Here is a 13,537-nt window from a genome sequence, read left to right as displayed (position 1 = left end):
GGCCTTCAGACCGCGTCCAGCACCAGGGGCGAGACGCGCGTGCTGAAGCCTTGCCGCTGCGCTGCGGCCGCCGCCAGCCACACCCGGAACAGGATCTGCCCGTCGAAGGGGCCGTCCAGCAGCGCCTGCGAGACTGGCAGCGCCTGCCGCCGGAGCTGCGCCAGCGCCACGCGCCGCATCGTCGGCATCCGCTCCGCCTCGGGCGCGCCCGGCTCCGGCAACCCTGCGGCGCGCTGGAAGGCCGCCATGCTGCAGCCGCCCGCCATCGTCGCCGCCTCCGGCAGGGAGCCGAGCGGCTGCGGCCGCGCCCCGTCCCAGACCAGCAGCCGCAGGTCGTGCCGGTGGCTGCCGGGCGGCACGATGAAGCCCAGTACCTCGCCGGGCGCGGCCTGCAGCAGGCCGCCCAGCCAGTCCAGCGTGGCTTCGAGCAGCCCCCGCTGCGGCGGCAGGCTGGCAGAGACAGTCAGCCGTGGCACCGTCTCCTCCTGCAGGATGCGCGAGCCGGTGGTGGCATGGTCCAGGCTCTCGCCGGTCAACACCATGGCGGCATCGGGGTGGTGGAACAGGGCATGCGCAGGCGGCGCGGCGGGAAAACGCCCCATCAGCAGCGCGACCAGCGCATCTGCCTCCGGGCGGGGCAGGGGGCAGCGCAGGGCGGCGTCCAGCTCCAGCCGGGACTGACGCGGCGCGGCGCTCATGCCGGCCTCCGGGCAAGTCGGCGCTCCGCCTGGTCGAGCATCACGGCCAGCGCCGCCGGATCAGCCTCCACCGTCCGGCGCACCAGCCGCAGCGGCGGCGTGTCGTGCGGATCGTCCTCGATGACGGTCAGCTCGACCGGCGCCTCCGCCTGCACCGCGCCGAGCAGGCCCTCGCGATAGGTCAGCACGACGCGCGGGGCGGCGCCGGAGGGCGCCAGCAGCGCCGCGAGGCGGTCGATGATCTGGTCGAACTCGGCTTCCGTGGCGTTCCCCACCACCAGGTCGAGAAGATCGCGGCCGTCCTGGACGAGGCTGGCCTCGCCAGCGCCACGGCGGATGATCTGCATTCGGCTTCTCCTGAATCGATCAACCCCGGGGTGGTGCCATGCCATCGCGCTCCTTTCAAGATTTTTCGCAAATCGCCCGGGTGAGGCCATTGCGCAAGACAATTGACGCCGCGCCCGGGAGCGGGGATAGCTGGTTGCTCAACCCAGGCGCGAGAAAGCCTGATGCCTCTCCCCGCCGAAACGCCCCGCCCGCTGCCGGACACGCCCCTTGGGGCGATGACCAGCTTCGACCTCTCCACGGCCACCGGCATGGCGCTGCTGCGCCGCTTCGACGCCCAGTTGCGGCGGATCGGTGATGCCGAGGCGCAGCGTGCGGCGGTGCGCAGCCTTTCCTGCCGGGCACCGCTCTCCAGCCGGGCCACGGGGCTGCTGGTGCTGCCCGGGGGCGCCCTGGCCCTGCGACGGGAGGAGACGGTGCTGGTCTGCGACCCGGCTTCTGCCTGCGCGGCGGCCGGGCCAGCCGTGGCGGCCCTGCGCAAGCAATTGGCCGCCGCGCCGCTGCACAGCGTGGTGCATGCGGATCCAGGGCTGCTGATGTGCGCCGGCCTGCCATCCGCAGAGATGGTGCAGGCCGTTACTCTGGTGGAGCCCGCCGCCCTCCTCTCGGCCCTGTGGCCGCAAACGGCCGACTGGCGTGGCCCGGCGCTGCTGCGCTGGGGGCAGGAGGGGGCCGTGGCCTGGGAGATGGTGCCGGCGCCGGCGCCGCTCGCACTGGGAGCCAGCGTGGTGGGCGAGCCGCTGACGGAAGGCGAGGCGCTGCCGCGCGACCTCTGGGACGCTCCGACCGGGGACGATCGCTATCAGCTGCTTTCCACCGGCCTCTCGGCCTATCTCGACGAACTGCTGAGCAATGAGGTGAGTGATCTGCTGCGCTTCGAGCTGGCGGATCACTGGACTGATGGCGAGGAGAGTCTGGCCAGTTTGCTGGCCGATGGGCTCGGTCTGCTACCCTCCTGCTTCGCGATTCCTGCCAGCCAGCCGGCAGGGCTGGCGGCCCTGCAGGACTGGCCTCGTGCAGCAGCAGCCATCGCCACTGCCGGGGCGCCGATGGCGCTGCTCGGCCTCGCTCCGCAGGACTGGCCCTCCGGATGGCGACTGGAGGCGCGGCAGGCTTTCCTGCGCCTGATCCGGCAGGCCGTCCCGGCCGAAGCGGCCGCGCTGCTCGCTGAAGGGATGGCGGCGCCCCTGCCGCTGACGCAGATCGGCGCTGACCGCGCGGCACGGCGGGCCGAGACGGCCCTCGCGGTGCTGCTGCCGCTGCCCGCCACACCGCTGGATCTGCTGCTACTCGGCCAGCGCGTGGCACAGGGTTGCGGCGGGCCGGTTCAGCTGGCTGCGCCGGCCTGGGGACTGTGGCATCGCTGTGACCCGCAAGGCAGGGCGGAGGCTGGCAATGGCGGCTGGTACAGCCCCGGCGGCGGCCTCGAGGAACTGGAGGAAACGCTGTAGGCGCGTGGCCGATATGGCCGCATTCCGAGGCACTGATCGCCCTTGCGAAAAAACATTGAAACAGCGCAGAATGGAAGAAGACGCAAAAGGGGGACCAGCGCGTGAAGATCCTGGTTGTCGATGACTATCCGACGATGCGCCGCATCGTGCGAAATCTCCTGGACCAGATCGGCTACAAGGATGTCGAGGAAGCCGGCAATGGCGTGGAGGCCCTGGAGAAGATCAAGGGGCACCGCTACGACCTGGTGATCTCCGACTGGAACATGGAGCCGATGACGGGCCTCGAGCTGCTGAAGAGCGTACGTGGCGACGCGGCCCTGGCGAAGACGCCGTTCATCATGGTGACCGCCGAGAGCAAGGCCGAGAACGTCGTGGCCGCCAAGCAGGCGGGCGCTTCGCAGTACATCGTGAAGCCCTTCACGGCCGAGACGCTGAAGGCGAAAATCGCGTCCGTCATCAACTGAGCGGCGGGGAGGGGTGCCGTGACCGCGATCGCTTCAGTGGCCGGGCAGTCCGAACTGGTCCGGATCGCCGGACATCTCGCCGCCATCAACAGCGAGATCGAGCGGCTGCTGGGCCTCGGCCTGGTTCCCGAGCGCAAGGCGGCGGACCGGCTGGGCCGGGCTCTCGACGAAATGTGGGCCATGTCGCAGCTGCTGGCCGAGACGCGCGCGGAGGTGGTCGGGCTGGCGCCACCCTCGAGCGACCTCGGCGATGTGCTGGACGCGGTGGTCGTCGAGACGGAGAAGGCGGCCTTCGAGATCCTGCGCCAGGCCGAGCGGGCGCAGACCGCCGCGGGGCGGCTGCATGCCGGCACCTCGGCCGACCCGCAGCACGACCTGGACGAAGTCAATGATGCCGCGACCGCCATCGTGCTGGCCTGCGGCTTCCAGGACATCACCGGGCAGCGGGTGCGCAAGGTGCTGTCCACCATGCGGCAGATCGAGGCGCGGGTGACCGCGCTGGTCGATCTGATGGGCATCAAGCCGGAAGAGACACGGGCGCGGCAGGCGGCGACCGCCCCGGGCGGCGAGGCCAGCCTGCTGAACGGTCCGAGTTCCGCTGCCGAAGGCGGGCTGGGGCAGAGCGCGGTGGACGACCTGTTCGGCTGACGCACGCAGCGCGAGACATATTCGTTCCTGTGGCGGCGGCGTGCACCCGCAGGCGCAGGAGAGCGGGAGAAACCCATGACCAAACCAGTGGGCGGCGAGGCTGTCCTGCTGCAGCCAAGCGTGCTGCTCGGCACCGAGGTTCGGCGCGGCGCCGATTCCGGCGTCATGCCGGCCGAGGGCTTCGCCCTGATGCTGGCCGGCCTGCTTGCCGGCCCTCAGACAGCTGCACCGGCGCCTGCGCCGATGGCAGCGCCCGCCCCTTCGCCCACGCCCGCCAGGCAGGCAAGCGCCCTGCCCTGGGACGTGCTGGCCGCAGCCGCCGAGGAGACCAGCCGGTTGGCTGCGGCCTTCCAGATGCCGCAGGCGGCCCCGACGGCGGCCGTGGCGGACGGTTCAGAAGCGGCTGTGCCGGCCACTCCTGGCCTGGCGCTGCCCGAGGCCGCCCCGGCACTGCCGCAAGGCGCATCTGAGGCGGCTTCGCCGGCGCTTGCGGCGCCCGCCATGGCGCAGCCGCCGGTGCCTCCACCCATGCCCGTGGCCACAGCTTCCCCGCCTGCCATCCTGCCGGCGGACGCTATCCTGCCGGAAGCATCCCCAACGGGCGGCCGCCGCGAGATCCTCCCGGAAATGGCGCCCACAATGCCGGCTACCGCCCCGGCGGCCTCGCCGGCGCCTCTTCCGGGCGGGCTGGCGGAGGTCACGCCGGAGACAGGTATCGTGACACCCGCTGTGGAGCACATTCCGCCCCCCGCCCCGCCTGCCGGTCTGCCGATCCAGGCCAGGCAGCAGGCGGCGGCGCCCCTGCCGATCGCCGCGCCTCTTGCCTCGGCCCCGCTGGCGGGGGAACCTGCCGCAGCCGCACTCCAGCCAGGGACGGCGGCATCGGCTTTCCCGGCACTCCCGCAGGCGGCACAGGCCGCCGCCGCGGCCCCGCAGCCACAACTCCGCCCCGGCGTCCCGGCCGCCACCCGCCCGATCCCGGAGGAGGCGCTGCCTGGCGCGGATACCGCGGCCTCCGCGTCGCCCAGGGCCGTGCCCACCTTGCTGCCCACTGCCGTCACCGCCCCCGCGCCCCCCGGGGAGGTGGCCTTGAATCCCCCCACCCCTCCCGGCGAGGTGGCGCCCATGCGCGAGAAGGCCACGGCGGAGCCGAACAGCACCGCCGCGCTGCCAGGGCCGGCGCCGGCCCTGGCAGAGGCGCTGCCGGAGCCGCAGCCGACACTGCTGCCGCTGGGCCATGGCCAGGCATCGAGCACCGCCCCGGCCGCGCCCACCGTCCTGCCGGCGCAGACGCCGCTGCCGCAAAACCGCCTCGCTGCCGAGGCCGCACCGCAGCTCGTGCTGCGCATGGCGCAGGCCGCCAAGAAGGAGGGGGTGGAGACGATCTCGGTCGATCTGCGTCCGCCGGAGCTTGGCCGCGTCGAGCTGCAGCTGACCTTCCGCGATGGCACGGTGCAGGTGGTGATGCGGGCGGAGCAGGCCGACACCTTCGAGGCGCTGCGGCATGAGCGGCACAACCTCATGCAGCAGATGGAGCAGGCCGGATTGCAGCTCGGCGGCAGTGGGCTGGACTTGCAGCACGGTCCCCTGCCGCAGCCGAAACCGCAGCCGGAGCAGGCTTTCGCCAGCGCCCGGCCCGCGGACCCAGAGCAGGAGGACGGGGCGCAGGCCGGCGCTACCGCCACCCTGCGCCGCGCCGCCTCCGACAGCCTGATCGACATCATCACCTGAGACGCCCCGCCCGACCGGAGAATCCCGATGGCCACCACTTCCAGCATCAGCGGCATCAGCACGGCCAGCGCCCTGGCCAGCACGAACACCGCCGCCACGACGCAGCTGTCCGGTAACAGCAGCGAGGACTACGACCGCTTCCTCAAGCTGCTGACCGCCCAGATGAAGTACCAGGACCCGATGCAGCCCACGGATCCCACGCAGTTCGTGGCGCAGCTCGCGCAGTTCTCGCAGGTCGAGCAGCAGACCAAGAGCAACACTTACCTGAAGTCGATCCTGGACGCGGTGAGCGGCAGCACCAGCCTGTCGGAAAACGCTGCGCTGCTCGGCCGCACGGTGCAGACGCAGCTCTCGCAGGTCACCCTCTCCAGCGCCGGCGCGACGGTGCCGCTCACCGCACAGGTGAATGTCGGCACGCTCACCGGCACACGGCTTGAGGTGCTGGACGCCTCGGGCACTGTGGTGCGCAAGGTCAGCCTCAACAGCGGCACCACCGAGCTGACCTTCGACGGCAAGGACAGCAACGGCATGGCCCTGGCCGCCGGCACCTACAAGGTGCGGGTGGTGGGCGACGATGCCAGCGGCGCCCGGCAGAGCGCCGGCACGGTGAGCAATTCCGGCAAGATCACCGAGGTCCGGCGCGGCAGCGATGGCGCCGTTTCGCTGGTGCTGGAAAACGGCGCCGAAGTGAGTGCGACCGACGTCACGCGTCTCGGCACCGGCTGATCCGGCCGGCGGGTGCCAGTCCCGCCCCCGGCTTCCTGCCCCGCCGGCTCAGCTGTAGAGCAGGCGGGTTATGACGACGTCCTTGAGGCCTTCCTCCTGCAGCTGTGCCAGGCTGTCGAAGAGGTTGTCGCGCAGCACGCCCGGATCCGTGCGGCCGGGGCGCAGCTCCTGCCGCACCGACATCGCCATCAGCCGCTGCAGCACCGCCTGCTTCAGGCGCGGCGAAAGGTCGCGGAACTGCTGCGTCTGCGCCGACTTGGTCTCCAGCGTCACCGATACCACCACATAGGACATGCGGCGGCTGCTGGAGGGCAGGTTGACCGTGAAGTCGCCCAGGGTGACGTATTCGAACTCCTTCTTGGGCGCCTCCTCCGCCCGGGCGGGCAGGGCGGAGGACAGCACCGCCGGCACCATCATCACGGCGGCAGCGGCACCCAGCATGGCGCGGCGAAAAGAGGGAAACGTCATCGGGCGAGCCTCGAAGTTTCAGGGGGCCTTATTTCGCAACTGCGGTGGTGCGCGTCAAGCAAATCGTATAATTTTTGCGACGCACGCGCTGTCAGGCCCGCGCCCCTGTCCGCTGCCGCTTCTGCGCCCAGACGATGCCGATGATCTTGGCCACCGCCTCGAAATGCGCCGGCGGAATGACCTCGCCCACCTCCACCGAGGCGTGCAGGGCGCGGGCGAGGGGGCGGTCCTCCATCACCACCACGCCAGCCCCCCAGGCGATTTCGCGGATGCGCAGCGCCATCTTGTCCACCCCCTTGGCCACGCAGACCGGTGCCTCGTCCTGGCCGCGCTCGTAACGCAGGGCGACGGCGAAATGGGTTGGGTTGGTGATCACCACGGTGGCTGTCGGGATGTCCGCCATCATCCGCCGCTGCGACATCTGCCGGCGTTTCTTGCGCAGCGCCGCTTTCATATGCGGGTCGCCGTCCGTGCTGCGCATCTCCTCCCGCATCTCCTGCAGGGTCATGCGCTGGCGCCGGTTGTACTCGAAGCGCTGGAAGCTGATGTCGATCACCGCCACCACCGCCGCGACCAGCGTGACCGCGAAGAGGACCTTGATCAGCAGCGCATGCGCCAGGGCCGGGAAGACCACGGGGTCCAGCGCCACCAGCTGGCCACTGCTCTCGTAGAGCGGCTTGCCCACCACCCAGCAGGCCAGCGCCACGGCCAGCGCCTTCAGCAGGCCCTTGCCGAACTCGAACAGCGCCTTGAGGCCGAACACGCGCTTCAGCCCCGCCAGCGGTGAAAGATGCGAGAGCTTGGGCTCCAGCCGCTCGTTCGCCACCACCACGGTGTTCTGCAGCAGATGCGGCAGCAGGCTGCCGGCCAGCAGCAGCCCGAAGACCGGCAGCAGCGCCAGGGCCAGCGCCTCGATGAACGCGATCCCCGCCTGGCGGTAGCCCTCCTGCGTCAGCTCCAGGAAGGCGTCGGGCTGTTCCACCAGCGGCAGCAGGACTTCGCTGAAGCGCCGGGCGACCAGCCCGCCGGCCAAGCCGAGCGCCAGCAGCAGCGCGGCATAGACGCCGAAGCTCGAGCCCTCGCGCGAGATCGGCAGGTCGCCCCGCGCGCGCGCCTGCTGCAGCTTGCGCGGCGAGGCGTCGAGGGTTTTTTCCTGGCCGCTCTCCTCCGTCACGGCGCGGCCTCAGCGCGGCAGCACGAAGACGGCGCCGTAGGCGCCCAGCACCTCGTTCACCAGCCCCGGCGCCGTGGCGCCGAGCAGGGAAAGCCCGGCCATCAGCAAAGCGGGCGCGCCGATCATGAAGACCGGCAGGGCCGGCATCGCCCGGTTGATCCCGGCCAGCACCACGTTGAACAGCATGGCCAGGAACAGGAAGGGCATGGCGAGCTGCATGGCCAGGCGGAAGGCGGTGGTCGTGCCCTCGGCGGTCACCCGGGCCGCCGCGGCGGTGGGCAGCGGGCCGCCGAGCGGGATCAGCGTATAGCTGTCCACCAGGGCGCGCAGGCCGGGATGGTGGCCGTCCACGGCAAAGAGCGCCGCCAGGCAGGCGGCGTAGATGGCGGTGCCGATCACCGCCGAATTGTCCATGCCGATGCCGAAGATGAAGGCGTTGCTGATGCCCATGCTCTGGCCGATCAGCTGGCCCGCCGTCTGCACCGCGGAGAGCAGCAGCCGCGCCAGGGTGCCGAGCAGCGCCCCGGCCGCCACCTCGGTGCCGACCGCGACAGCCACCACCCAGACCGGCGGTGCCGGCAGCGCCGGCCCCGCCAGCGGGGCGATGCAGAAGGCCACCAGCAGCCCGGCCAGGATGCGGATGCGGGCTGGCACCTGGGTCTCGCCCACGCCCGGCAGCAGCAGCAGCGCCGCGGAGACCCGGCAGAACACCAGGAACAGCCGGTAGAGTTCGGCGGAAAACCAGCCCTGCAGGTCGAGCGCCGCGTGCACCGCCGCCTCAGATCTGGCCGACGGTGCGCAACTTGGCGCGCTGGTGCACCTCGGCGTGGCTGATCACCGCGATGGTCGGGTTGATGCGCTCCACCAGGTGGCGCACGAAGGGGCGCGCCACGGCCGAGGTCAGCACTGCCGGCCAGTCGCCCTTGGCAGCGGCCTCGGCAATGCGGGCGCGGGTCACGCTGACCAGCTCCTGCACCTTGGAGGGCGCCATGGCGAAGGAGCGCTGGTCGCCCTCCTCGACGATTGCGCCGCCCACCTCCTGTTCCCATTCCGGCGAGAGCAGCAGGGCGGTGATGTAGCCATCCTCCTGCGTCAAACCCCGGCAGATCTGCAGGGAGAGGCGCTGCCGCACATGCTCGGCCAGCAGGGAGACGTTGCGGGTGAAGCTTGCCGCCTCGTGCAGCGCCTCCAGGATCAGCGGCAGGTTGCGGATCGAGATGCGCTCGGCCAGCAGCGCCGCCAGCACCTTCTGCACCGTTGCCAGCGGCAGCACCGACGGGATCAGGTCGCCGATCAGGCGCTGGTGCTCCTTCTCCAGCCCGTCCAGCAGCTTCTGCGTGGCCGCATAGGTCTGCAGCTGGGCCATGTAGCCCTTCAGCACCTCGGAGAGGTGGGTGGTCAGCACCGTCTCGGTGTCCACCACCGTGAGGCCCTGCGCCATCGCCATCTCGCGCAGCGCCGGCTCGATCCAGCGCGCCTTGATGTGGAAGGAGGGCTCCTGCGTGTCGATGCCGGGCACGGTGATCTCCTGCCCGCCGGGCGCGAAGGCCAGCAGGCGGCCGAGCATCAGCGTCTCGCGCGCCACCTCCACGCCCTGCACCTGGACCGAGTACTCGCCCGAGGCCAGGTCCATGTTGTCCTTGATGCGCACCGCCGGCAGCACGAAGCCGAACTCCAGCCCGAAGGCGCGGCGCAGCTTCTTGATCTTCTCCGACAGGCCGCCCTGTCGCCCGGCGGTGAGCGAGACCAGGCCCATGCCGAGCTCCAGGCGGACGTCATCCACCCGGATCAGCTCGGCCATGGTCTCCTCGCGTGGAGCCGCCTCGGCTGGTGCGGCGGCGGCTTCCGTGGCGGCGCGCTGCGCGCTGCGGCTGGCCAGCCAACCGCCGCCGGCGGCAGCGGCACCCAACGCCATGAAGGGCAGAAAGGGCAGGCCCGGCAGTACCGCGAACAGGCCCGCCAGCCCGGCGGCCAGGTAGAGCGGCTTCGGCTGCGCGCCGAGCTGGCCGATCAGCGCCTTGTCGGTCGAGCCGCGGACATTGCCCTTGGAGACCAGCATACCGGCGCCGATCGAGACGATCAGGCCAGGGATCTGCGAGACGATACCGTCACCGACGGCCAGGGTGACGTAGTTGCCGGCGGCATTGGCCAGCGACATGTCGTGCCGCAGCGTGCCGACGACGATGCCGCCCAGCACGTTGACGATGGTGACGATGATCGAGGCGACGGCATCACCGCGGACGAATTTCGAGGCGCCGTCCATGGCGCCGAAGAAGCCGTTCTCGTCCTCCAGTTCGCGCCGGCGTCGCTTCGCCTCGGCATCGTCGATCGAACCGGCGGCGAGGTCGGCGTCGATCGCCATCTGCTTGCCCGGCATGGCATCCAGGCTGAAGCGCGCGGCGACCTCGGCGATGCGCCCGGCGCCCTTGGTGACGACGATGAAGTTGACGATGATCAGGATGGCGAAGACGATCACGCCGATGACGAAATCGCCGCCGACGACGAAGGAGGCGAAGCCGTGGATGACGCTGCCTGCGGCGTCGAGGCCGCGGTGCCCGTCGGCCAGGATCAGCCGCGTGGTGGCGAGGTTCAGCGCCAGCCGCAGCATGGTGGCGACCAGCAGCACCGTCGGGAAGGCGGAGAAGTCGAGCGGCCGCTCGATCCAGATGGCGACCATCAGGATCAGCACGGAAAGGGTGATCGAGGTGGCCAGGCCCAGATCGACCAGCCAGCGTGGCATCGGCAGCACCAGCACCGACAGCAGCACCACCAGCGCGGCGGCGAAGAGCAGGTCCTGGTGGCCCAGGGTGGTGCGCAGCTTGCGGAGGAAATCCATCGGCTACAGCCCGACGATCAGCTGCGCGATCTCCTCCATGTAGGAGCGCAGCGCGGCAAAGCCAAAGGGCAGGGAGAACATGGTGACAATCAGCGTCACCACGATCTTCGGCACGTAGGACAGGGTCACTTCCTGGATCTGCGTCAGCGTCTGCACCACCGAGACGGTGACGCCCGTCAGCAGCGCCGCCAGCAGCGGCGGCCCGGCCACCATCATGGTGGTGGTGAAGCCACTCCGCAGCACCTCAATCACGTCGCCTTCATTCATCGCGGATTCTCCGGCGCGGCGTGCGGCTCAGACGGCCATGCGCAGCACGTCCATGTAGGCACCGACGACCTTGTCGCGCAGTTGCGTCATGGTCTGCACGGTCAGCTCGGCATTGGCGGCGGCCTGCACCACCTCCTGCACGTCCGCCATGCCGGCGACGCCGCGCGCGGCGGTCACCTCGGCGTTGCGCAGCGTGGCCAGCGAGGCGCGGGCGGCATCGCCCACCATGGTGCCGAAGTCACCGACGGAGGAGGCACCGCTCGTGCCATAGGCACGGACCGCAGCGGAGAGCGGGGGAATGGCGGCGATGGGCTCGGACATGCGGTCAGGACCTCAGGATGTCGAGTGTCTTGCTGTAGAGCGTGCGGGCCTGCTGCATCACCGTGATGGAGGCCTCGTAGCTGCGGGCGGCGGTCCGCATGTCGGCCTGCTCGATCAGCGGATCGACATTCGGGAGCTTGACGTAGCCGCGCTCGTCCGACGCCGGATGGGCGGGGTCGAAGACCGTGCGGAAGTCGCGCGGGTCGCTGCGGATGTTGTCGAGCCGGACCAGTTCGGCGCCGGTGCCGCGATCGACCATCTGGCCGAAGGTGACGAGCTTGCGGCGGTAAGGATCGCCGCCCGGGACGGCGGCGGTGGACTGCGCGTTGGCGATGTTCTCCGCCGCCACGCGCATGCGCGTCGCCTGCGTGCTCATGCCGGAGGCGGCGGTGGCCATGGCCTGGGTCAGCGGACCCGAGCCGGTGACCGGCGAGATGCGCAGCATCAGCGGCCTCCCGCGGCAGTGCGCAGCAGTGCCGTGCCGCGCTTGTAGACCAGCGTGGCGAGGTCATAGGCCTTCGCCACATCCGCCTGCTTCACCATCTGCTCCTCCAGGTTGACGGTGTTGCCGTCCGGGTCCTCGCTGTAGGCGCGGGCGCGGTCGGCCGTGACATCGGCGCCGCCGGACGAAATGCCGAGATGGCCCGGGCGGGTCGCCGCCAGGCGCAGCGCCGGAAGACCGGCCTGCTGTCGCAGCAAGGTGCTGTCGAAGCTGAACGGCTTCACGTCACGGGCGCGGTAATGCGGCGTGTCCGCATTGGCGATGTTCTGGGCGAGCACATTCTGCCGCGCCGCCAACTGGTGCATGCGCGCGCCGGTGATGCGGAAGACGTCGATGCCGTCGAGCATGAGATTCCGGTGCCCCTCTGGCTGTGCTCCCGCAGCAATAGCCTCGCCGGCGCTTCATGTCGATATTTTTCGCATAGTCTTTTCAGGCAGGCTGCGGGAGAATGCCCTTTGCAGAAAGCCATCCCGGACCGCCAACTAGCCCCGCCGCTGCAAAAAAGGTAATTTTTCGCATGACCGCAACCCGCCTTTCCCACGATGCCGCGCCGCCGCGCGACCTCGCCGCACAACTGGGCCGCCTGCCGCGCTGGCGGCGCTTCGGCACCCTCTCCAGCGTGCGCGGCGCGGCGCTGTCGGTCACCGGGCTGGGCGAGGGCGTGTCGATCGGCGACCGCATGCGGGTGCAGCGTCCCGGCCAGGCGAGCCCGGCCTCCGGGGAGTTCGTCGCCTTCACCGCCGAGGCTGCGCTGGGCATGCCGGAGGGCGGCACCGAAGGGCTGAACCCGGGAGCGCGCGTCTGGCTGGAGGCGCCGCTGATGCTCTACCCGAGCGACGCCTGGATGGGGCGGGTGATCGACAGTCTGGGCCAGCCGCTGGACGGGCTGGGGCCGCTGCCGCAGGGCCAGCACGGCGTGGCGCTGCGGCAGCCGGCACCGGACGCGATGCGCCGCCGCCTGGTCGGCGCCAAGCTGGAGACCGGCCTGCGCGCGCTCGACGTCTTCACCCCGATCTGCCGCGGTCAGCGCCTTGGCATCTTCGCCGCTTCCGGCGTCGGCAAGTCCACGCTGATGGGGATGCTGGCGCGTGGCGCCGAGGCCGATGTCATCGTCGTCGGGCTGGTCGGCGAACGCGGCCGCGAGGTGCGCGAGTTCCTCGACCATACGTTGGGCGAGGCGGGGCGGCGACGCACAGTGGTGGTGGTCTCCACCTCCGACCAGCCGGCGCTGGCCCGCCGCCGCGCGGCGCAGGCGACGCTGGCGGTGGCCGAGCATTTCCGCGCGGAGGGCAAGCAGGTCTTCCTGCTGCTGGATTCCGTCACGCGCCTGGCGCACGCCCAGCGCGAGGTCGGCCTGGCCGCCGGCGAGCCGGCCACCGCACGTTCCTACACGCCCTCCGTCTTCACCGAGTTGCCTGCGCTGCTGGAGCGCGCCGGCCCGGGGCCGGAGGGAGAGGGCGACATCACCGCCATCTTCACCGTGCTGGTGGACGGCGACGACCACGACGAGCCGATCGCCGACGCGGTGCGCGGCATCCTGGACGGCCATATCGTGCTCGACCGCCGCATCGGCGAACGTGGCCGCTGGCCGGCAATCGACATCCTGCGCTCGGTCAGCCGGGCCCTGCCGCGCTGCCATTCGGCCGAGGAGAACGCGCTGCTGGCCGAGGCGCGCCGGCATCTCGCCAGCTACGCCGACATGGCGGAGATGATCCGGCTCGGCGCCTATCGCAACGGCAGCGACCCGCAGGTGGACGCGGCGATCCGGCTGCAGCCGGCGCTGGAGGCTTTCCTGGGGCAAGGGTTGGAGGAGCGCAGCGCGGCCACGGAGTCCTTCGCGCAGCTCCGGCAGATCCTGCAGAACGGCTGATGCGGGCGCTTCCCGGGCGCGCGGCTGGCCGCGCGC

16 protein-coding genes are annotated in these 13,537 nt (G+C 71.1%); 6 read left to right on the top strand and 10 right to left on the bottom strand.

Features of this window, described 5'->3' with window-relative positions:
* Positions 1-5: 5 nt before the first annotated feature.
* Both QMO56_RS19980 and QMO56_RS19975 read right to left on the bottom strand, forming a co-directional pair.
* Positions 6-698: a hypothetical protein gene (locus QMO56_RS19980; RefSeq protein WP_283528677.1), complete on the bottom strand. Its 693-nt coding sequence runs from the start codon at positions 696-698 to the stop codon at positions 6-8.
* Positions 695-1,045, bottom strand: a complete 351-nt coding sequence (locus tag QMO56_RS19975) for a hypothetical protein (protein ID WP_283528675.1) — start codon at positions 1,043-1,045, stop codon at positions 695-697. The genes QMO56_RS19980 and QMO56_RS19975 overlap by 4 nt, the downstream gene beginning before the upstream one ends.
* A 162-nt stretch (positions 1,046-1,207) precedes the next feature.
* Between QMO56_RS19975 and QMO56_RS19970 the strand changes: the two genes are divergently transcribed.
* The 5 genes from QMO56_RS19970 (at position 1,208) to QMO56_RS19950 (ending at position 6,063) form a co-directional block, all read left to right on the top strand.
* Positions 1,208-2,494, top strand: coding sequence for a hypothetical protein (locus QMO56_RS19970; RefSeq protein WP_283528673.1), 1,287 nt, complete (start codon positions 1,208-1,210; stop codon positions 2,492-2,494).
* A 101-nt stretch (positions 2,495-2,595) separates the two neighbouring features.
* Positions 2,596-2,958 carry a response regulator gene (locus tag QMO56_RS19965; RefSeq protein ID WP_283528672.1) on the top strand — a complete coding sequence of 121 codons (363 nt, stop codon included), beginning with the start codon at positions 2,596-2,598 and terminating at the stop codon, positions 2,956-2,958.
* An 18-nt stretch (positions 2,959-2,976) separates the two neighbouring features.
* The gene (locus QMO56_RS19960; RefSeq protein ID WP_283528671.1) at positions 2,977-3,606 is read left to right on the top strand and encodes a protein phosphatase CheZ; all 630 of its coding nucleotides are present in this window, start codon (positions 2,977-2,979) and stop codon (positions 3,604-3,606) included.
* Between the two features lie 75 nt (positions 3,607-3,681).
* On the top strand, positions 3,682-5,337 hold the full coding sequence (locus tag QMO56_RS19955; RefSeq protein WP_283528670.1) for a flagellar hook-length control protein FliK: 1,656 nt from the start codon (positions 3,682-3,684) through the stop codon (positions 5,335-5,337).
* Positions 5,338-5,364: 27 nt separating this feature from the next.
* Positions 5,365-6,063 carry a flagellar hook assembly protein FlgD gene (locus tag QMO56_RS19950; protein ID WP_283528669.1) on the top strand — a complete coding sequence of 233 codons (699 nt, stop codon included), beginning with the start codon at positions 5,365-5,367 and terminating at the stop codon, positions 6,061-6,063.
* 48 nt (positions 6,064-6,111) lie between these two features.
* On the opposite strand, the gene fliL is transcribed toward QMO56_RS19950, so the two are convergent.
* From fliL to QMO56_RS19910, 8 genes are all read right to left on the bottom strand, one after another.
* On the bottom strand, positions 6,112-6,531 hold the full coding sequence (gene fliL, locus QMO56_RS19945) for a flagellar basal body-associated protein FliL (RefSeq protein ID WP_283528668.1): 420 nt from the start codon (positions 6,529-6,531) through the stop codon (positions 6,112-6,114).
* A gap of 91 nt (positions 6,532-6,622) precedes the next feature.
* Positions 6,623-7,705 (bottom strand): flagellar biosynthesis protein FlhB, encoded by a 1,083-nt coding sequence (locus QMO56_RS19940; RefSeq protein ID WP_283528667.1) that lies wholly within the window; start codon positions 7,703-7,705, stop codon positions 6,623-6,625.
* A 9-nt stretch (positions 7,706-7,714) separates the two neighbouring features.
* Complete coding sequence (locus tag QMO56_RS19935) at positions 7,715-8,476, bottom strand: flagellar biosynthetic protein FliR (protein ID WP_283528666.1); 762 nt, start codon at positions 8,474-8,476, stop codon at positions 7,715-7,717.
* Positions 8,477-8,483: 7 nt separating this feature from the next.
* Positions 8,484-10,541: a flagellar biosynthesis protein FlhA gene (gene flhA / locus QMO56_RS19930; protein WP_283528665.1), complete on the bottom strand. Its 2,058-nt coding sequence runs from the start codon at positions 10,539-10,541 to the stop codon at positions 8,484-8,486.
* A 3-nt stretch (positions 10,542-10,544) separates the two neighbouring features.
* Positions 10,545-10,808, bottom strand: coding sequence for a flagellar biosynthetic protein FliQ (locus QMO56_RS19925; protein ID WP_283528664.1), 264 nt, complete (start codon positions 10,806-10,808; stop codon positions 10,545-10,547).
* A gap of 27 nt (positions 10,809-10,835) precedes the next feature.
* Positions 10,836-11,129, bottom strand: coding sequence for a flagellar hook-basal body complex protein FliE (locus tag QMO56_RS19920; RefSeq protein ID WP_283528663.1), 294 nt, complete (start codon positions 11,127-11,129; stop codon positions 10,836-10,838).
* A 4-nt stretch (positions 11,130-11,133) separates the two neighbouring features.
* Entirely contained in the window at positions 11,134-11,574 is a 441-nt protein-coding gene (gene flgC / locus QMO56_RS19915; protein ID WP_283528662.1) for a flagellar basal body rod protein FlgC, read from the bottom strand.
* The gene (locus QMO56_RS19910) at positions 11,574-11,978 is read right to left on the bottom strand and encodes a flagellar basal body protein (RefSeq protein WP_283528661.1); all 405 of its coding nucleotides are present in this window, start codon (positions 11,976-11,978) and stop codon (positions 11,574-11,576) included. Before QMO56_RS19910 ends, flgC begins: the two co-directional genes overlap by 1 nt.
* Before the next feature lie 170 nt (positions 11,979-12,148).
* Here QMO56_RS19910 and QMO56_RS19905 point away from each other — a divergent pair, with 170 nt between their 5' ends.
* Positions 12,149-13,501, top strand: a complete 1,353-nt coding sequence (locus QMO56_RS19905; protein ID WP_283528660.1) for a FliI/YscN family ATPase — start codon at positions 12,149-12,151, stop codon at positions 13,499-13,501.
* Positions 13,502-13,537 lie beyond the last annotated feature (36 nt).

The sequence above is a fragment of the Roseomonas sp. E05 genome, from assembly GCF_030063475.1.
Taxonomy (GTDB): domain Bacteria; phylum Pseudomonadota; class Alphaproteobacteria; order Acetobacterales; family Acetobacteraceae; genus Pseudoroseomonas.
This window is presented reverse-complemented; position numbering and strand designations above follow the sequence as displayed.

What these genes read in the sequence shown, in the direction of transcription:
- QMO56_RS19970 (WP_283528673.1), top strand. Translation starts at nt 1,208, where the DNA reads ATGCCTCTCCCCGCCGAAACGCCCCGCCCGCTGCCGGACACGCCCCTT.
- flgC (WP_283528662.1), bottom strand. Translation starts at nt 11,574, where the DNA reads ATGCTGCGCATCTCGCCGGTCACCGGCTCGGGTCCGCTGACCCAGGCC.
- flhA (WP_283528665.1), bottom strand. Translation starts at nt 10,541, where the DNA reads ATGGATTTCCTCCGCAAGCTGCGCACCACCCTGGGCCACCAGGACCTG.
- QMO56_RS19910 (WP_283528661.1), bottom strand. Translation starts at nt 11,978, where the DNA reads ATGCTCGACGGCATCGACGTCTTCCGCATCACCGGCGCGCGCATGCAC.
- fliL (WP_283528668.1), bottom strand. Translation starts at nt 6,531, where the DNA reads ATGACGTTTCCCTCTTTTCGCCGCGCCATGCTGGGTGCCGCTGCCGCC.
- QMO56_RS19905 (WP_283528660.1), top strand. Translation starts at nt 12,149, where the DNA reads ATGACCGCAACCCGCCTTTCCCACGATGCCGCGCCGCCGCGCGACCTC.
- QMO56_RS19955 (WP_283528670.1), top strand. Translation starts at nt 3,682, where the DNA reads ATGACCAAACCAGTGGGCGGCGAGGCTGTCCTGCTGCAGCCAAGCGTG.
- QMO56_RS19975 (WP_283528675.1), bottom strand. Translation starts at nt 1,045, where the DNA reads ATGCAGATCATCCGCCGTGGCGCTGGCGAGGCCAGCCTCGTCCAGGAC.
- QMO56_RS19950 (WP_283528669.1), top strand. Translation starts at nt 5,365, where the DNA reads ATGGCCACCACTTCCAGCATCAGCGGCATCAGCACGGCCAGCGCCCTG.
- QMO56_RS19920 (WP_283528663.1), bottom strand. Translation starts at nt 11,129, where the DNA reads ATGTCCGAGCCCATCGCCGCCATTCCCCCGCTCTCCGCTGCGGTCCGT.
- QMO56_RS19925 (WP_283528664.1), bottom strand. Translation starts at nt 10,808, where the DNA reads ATGAATGAAGGCGACGTGATTGAGGTGCTGCGGAGTGGCTTCACCACC.
- QMO56_RS19980 (WP_283528677.1), bottom strand. Translation starts at nt 698, where the DNA reads ATGAGCGCCGCGCCGCGTCAGTCCCGGCTGGAGCTGGACGCCGCCCTG.